Below are 4,946 nucleotides of genomic sequence, written 5' to 3' on the forward strand. Positions count from 1 at the left end.
GGGATACTCGGACTTTGTATTGGAGAGTATCCTGTACCATCATGAGAATTATGATGGCAGTGGATATCCGTCCAATAAAGCAGGGGATGAGATTCCCATAGGCGCACGGATCCTCAGAGTCTGCGATGTATATGCAGCATTGATCACTGACAGACCGTACAGAAAGGGATTTGATCTCTCTACGGTCATGGAACTGATGATCGATGAAGTGAAGAATTTTGATATGCAGGTTTTTCTTGCATTTCAGAGAGTGGTTCATAATGGGGATGGATTGAATTTTCATAAAACACAGCTTTCGTAGATGATCCGTTTCCTAAAATAAAATAAGGCTGATATGTTACTGAGATAAATCAGTAATGTTGAATACCATAAAAGAGGAGGACAACATGGCATTAAAGAAGAAACCGGTAACCGGTATGAAAGACATTTTACCAAAAGAGATGGAAATCCGTAATTATGTAATGAATATGATCCGTGAGACATATGGCACATTTGGTTTTTCATCTATAGAGACACCATGTGTGGAACACATTGAGAACCTTTCCAGCAAACAGGGTGGAGAGAATGAGAAACTGATCTTCAAGATCCTGAAACGTGGAGAGAAACTGAAACTTGCAGAAGCACAGACAGAGAGTGATCTGGTTGATTCCGGACTCCGCTACGACCTGACAGTACCGCTTTCCAGATATTATTCCAACAATGCCAACGAGCTTCCGGCTCCGTTCAAGGCACTTCAGATGGGAAATGTATGGAGAGCAGACAGACCGCAGAGAGGACGTTTCCGTCAGTTTATGCAGTGCGATATCGATATTCTGGGTGAGCCGACTTACCTGGCTGAGATCGAACTGGTTCTGGCTACCACAACTTTACTTGGCAAGCTGGATTTCCACAACTTTACCATTCGTATCAATGACAGAAAGATCTTAAAGGCAATGGCTCAGTACAGCGGATTCCCGCAGGAGAGCTTTGACACAGTATTTATCATTCTGGACAAGATGGACAAGATCGGTCTGGAAGGTGTTGCAGAGGAACTGGAGAAAGAAGGATTTGCAAAAGAGAGCATTGATACTTATCTTGGACTCTTCAAAGAGATCACTTCTGATATCGAGGGTGTCCGTTACTGCAAAGAGAAGTTAAAAGACGTTCTGGATCCGAAGGTCGCTGAGGATCTTGAGACTATTATTTCTACTGTAGATTCTGTTAAGACAGCAGACTTCAAGATGTCTTTTGATCCGACTCTGGTACGTGGAATGTCCTATTATACAGGTCCGATCTTCGAGATTTCCATGGATGAGTTCGGCGGCAGCGTAGGCGGCGGCGGACGTTACGATGAGATGATCGGTAAATTTACCGGAAATAATACATCTGCATGTGGTTTCTCCATCGGATTCGAGAGAATCGTAATGCTTCTCCTTGAGAGAAATTACGAAATCCCGACAAAGAATGGCAAGAAAGCATATCTTGTTGAGAAGAACATGCCGGCTGACAAGATGCTGACAATCCTGAAACAGGCTCAGGAAGAGCGTAATGCAGGAACACAGATCAACATTTCTATCATGAAGAAGAACAAGAAATTCCAGAAAGACCAGATGACTGCAGAAGGTTATACAGAGTTTGTAGAGTTCTTCAAAGACAGAATGTAATAATTTGAAGTAATAATATAGAAAAGCATGAAAAGAGGAAAAAAACATGGCTGAAAGTATGCAGGGACTGCACAGAACATGCCGATGTGCAGAAGTGACAAAGGAAATGATCGGCAAAGAAGTCGTCCTTATGGGATGGGTTCAGAAAGCCCGTGATAAAGGCGGAATCATCTTTGTAGATTTAAGAGACCGTTCCGGTATCATGCAGCTGATCTTCGAGAACGGCAGCATTGACGAAGAAGGTTTTGCAAAAGCCGGTAAACTCAGAAGCGAATTTGTAATCGCAGTTACCGGTGTGGTAGAAGAAAGAGGCGGCGCTGTTAATAAGAATCTTGCAACAGGTGAGATCGAGCTTCGCGTAAAATCTCTTCGTGTTCTGTCTGAGGCAGAGGTACCACCGTTCCCAGTCGAAGAAAACAGCAAGACAAAAGAAGAAATCCGTCTGAAATATCGTTATCTTGACTTAAGAAGACCGGATCTTCAGAAGAATATTATGCTGAAGAGCAAAGTTATGATGCTCGCAAGACAGTTCTTCGCAAAAGAAGGATTCCTTGAAATTGAAACACCAATGCTCGGCAAGAGTACACCGGAAGGTGCGAGAGACTATCTGGTACCATCCCGTGTTCATCCAGGAAGCTTTTATGGTCTGCCACAGTCACCGCAGCTGTACAAACAGCTTCTGATGTGCTCCGGCTATGACCGTTATATCCAGATTGCAAGATGTTTCCGTGATGAAGACCTTCGTGCTGACAGACAGCCGGAGTTCACACAGATCGATATGGAACTCTCTTTCGTAGATGTTGATGACGTTATCGATGTAAACGAGAGATTCCTTGCATATCTGTTCAAAGAAGTACTTGATATTGATGTGAAACTTCCAATCCAGCGTATCACATGGCAGGAAGCTATGGACAGATTCGGTTCCGATAAACCGGATATGCGTTTTGGAATGGAACTGCATGATGTAAGTGATGTAGTTAAGAACTGTGGATTTGGTGTATTTACTTCTGCTCTGGAGAATGGCGGCAGTGTTCGCGGTATCAACGCAGAAGGACAGGGCGCTATGCCTCGTAAGAAGATTGATAAACTGGTTGAATTTGCAAAAGGCTACGGTGCAAAAGGTCTTGCATACATTGCAATCGCTGAAGACGGTACAAGAAAGTCTTCTTTCGCCAAATTCATGACAGATGAAGAGATGGACGCTCTGGTAGCTGCTATGGATGGTAAGCCAGGAGACTTGCTTCTGTTTGCAGCAGACAAGAAGAAACTGGTTTATGATGTACTTGGTGGACTTCGTCTGGAACTTGCAAAACAGATGGATCTGCTTGACAAGAATGAATATCGTTTCGTATGGGTAACAGAGTTCCCGCTTCTTGAGTGGAGCGAAGAAGAGAATCGTTTCACAGCAATGCATCATCCATTTACCATGCTTATGGAAGAGGACCTTCCGCTTCTGGATACAGATCCTGGAAAAGTTCGTGCAAAAGCATACGATATTGTATTAAACGGTAATGAAATCGGTGGTGGTAGTGTAAGAATCCATCAGGATGACATTCAGGAGAGAATGTTTGAAGCACTTGGATTCACAAAAGAAGCTGCCCACGAACAGTTCGGATTCCTTCTGGATGCATTCAAATACGGAGTTCCACCTCACGCTGGATTGGCATACGGACTTGACCGTCTGGTAATGCTTATGGCTAAAGTTGACAGTATTCGTGATGTAATCGCATTCCCTAAAGTAAAAGATGCTTCCTGTCTGATGACTCAGACCCCGAGCCTCGTAAGCGAGGAACAGTTAAAAGAACTGGAACTGGAAGTAAGACCGGAGGAAGTAACTGAATAAAGATGGAGCTTACAATTCAGACATTTCTGATTGTATGCCCGTTAGTGTTCCTTGCAGGACTTGTTGATTCTATCGCAGGCGGTGGAGGCTTGATCTCCCTGCCTGCGTATTTGCTTGCGGGAGTTCCCATGCACAATGCGATTGCGACGAACAAGCTGTCTTCTGCGACAGGTACTGCTATTTCCACAGCACGTCTTTGTAAGAATAAATTTGTTGACTGGGGCGTAGCTCTTCCGTGTGTCTCTATGGCAGTGGTGGGCTCTTTTATCGGTGCACATCTTGCACTTCTTGCCAGCGATAAAATTTTAAAAGGCATGCTGATCCCGGTACTTCCGGTCGTTGCGTTTTATGTACTGAAGAAGAAAAACCTGGACGATAACAGCAACGTAGATATTTCCAGAAAGAAACAATGGCTACTGTGTGCAGTTTGTTCTTTTATTGTTGGCTGCTATGATGGTTTCTACGGACCTGGAACAGGTACCTTTCTCCTGATTTTGTATACAGGAGTAGCAAAACTTCCTGTAGCAAAGGCTTCCGGAACCATGAAACTGGCAAATCTTTCTTCTAATATAATGGCATTATTTGTTTTCCTCTTTAGTGGTAAAATTATCGTGCTCCTGGGACTTGCAGCTTCTGTTTTCTCTATTGCAGGACATTATGTAGGAGCAGGTATGGTAATGAAGAATGGTAACAAAATTGTTAGACCGATCATTCTGATCGTGTTAGTATTGTTGTTTGTTAAGATCATAACGGGTATGTAAAAAGAATAAGAAAAAATAAAAGAGATCATTCTTTCGTGTATTTGTGTAAGAATGTCTCTTTTATTTTTTCTTAAGGATATAGTAGAATGATATCCGAAATATAGGAAAGATAATTTTTATACTAAATTATGAGAGTCTTTGAGAGGACCGTTGCTATCGCTATCGGAGTTACTGTTGTTGGAGCTGTCAGTAGATGGATCGGAATTAGGGGCATTTTGGTTGTTCTGAGAATCAGTATCCTTGGAATCGGTATCCTGAGAATTCTCAAGCGGGGAATCTGTCAAAGTCCCAAAGATTGCATCCCCCAGGGTATTTCCTTCATCCTGAAGTTTCCAGGAAACCCCATCATTGATAAGGACAAAATCTACATCATTGACAGTAGTTGCAGTATTATTGTTAATACTGTCAAGGAGAAATTCCAGAGATTTCTCATATCGTTTCTGAGAACCATCAATGACGGCATCTGCAGAAGCAAGATAATCATCAAGCCTTGACTGATAATCAGACAGAATGGAATCACTGTCAAAAGTTGTAATCTCAGTTGTAACAGTTGCATTATATCCATTTTCGCTGCTGGATTTAATAATATACTATAAATGAGCAAGTTCGTGATTTTGCATAAAAGAAAGACACCTCGATTCCATGTGTTGTATAATGAAAGTGCCAAAACAAACATTTGCAACATTTACGAAAGAAGGT

At 42.4% G+C, this 4,946-nt stretch carries 4 protein-coding genes; all 4 read left to right on the plus strand.

Annotated elements, in window-relative coordinates:
- The coding region (locus tag ACTNES_RS19295; RefSeq protein ID WP_441040426.1) for an HD-GYP domain-containing protein at positions 1–301 on the plus strand (301 nt) is incomplete at its 5' end.
- Positions 302–386: 85 nt separating this feature from the next.
- Entirely contained in the window at positions 387–1,643 is a 1,257-nt protein-coding gene (gene hisS / locus ACTNES_RS19300) for a histidine--tRNA ligase (protein WP_216459075.1), read from the plus strand.
- Between the two features lie 46 nt (positions 1,644–1,689).
- Entirely contained in the window at positions 1,690–3,486 is a 1,797-nt protein-coding gene (gene aspS, locus ACTNES_RS19305; RefSeq protein WP_441040427.1) for an aspartate--tRNA ligase, read from the plus strand.
- A 2-nt stretch (positions 3,487–3,488) separates the two neighbouring features.
- Entirely contained in the window at positions 3,489–4,247 is a 759-nt protein-coding gene (locus tag ACTNES_RS19310) for a sulfite exporter TauE/SafE family protein (protein WP_291807940.1), read from the plus strand.
- Positions 4,248–4,946 lie beyond the last annotated feature (699 nt).

Origin of the sequence: Blautia sp. HCP3S3_D9 (genome assembly GCF_052063845.1) — a bacterium.
Taxonomy (GTDB): Bacteria; Bacillota; Clostridia; order Lachnospirales; family Lachnospiraceae; genus Blautia_A.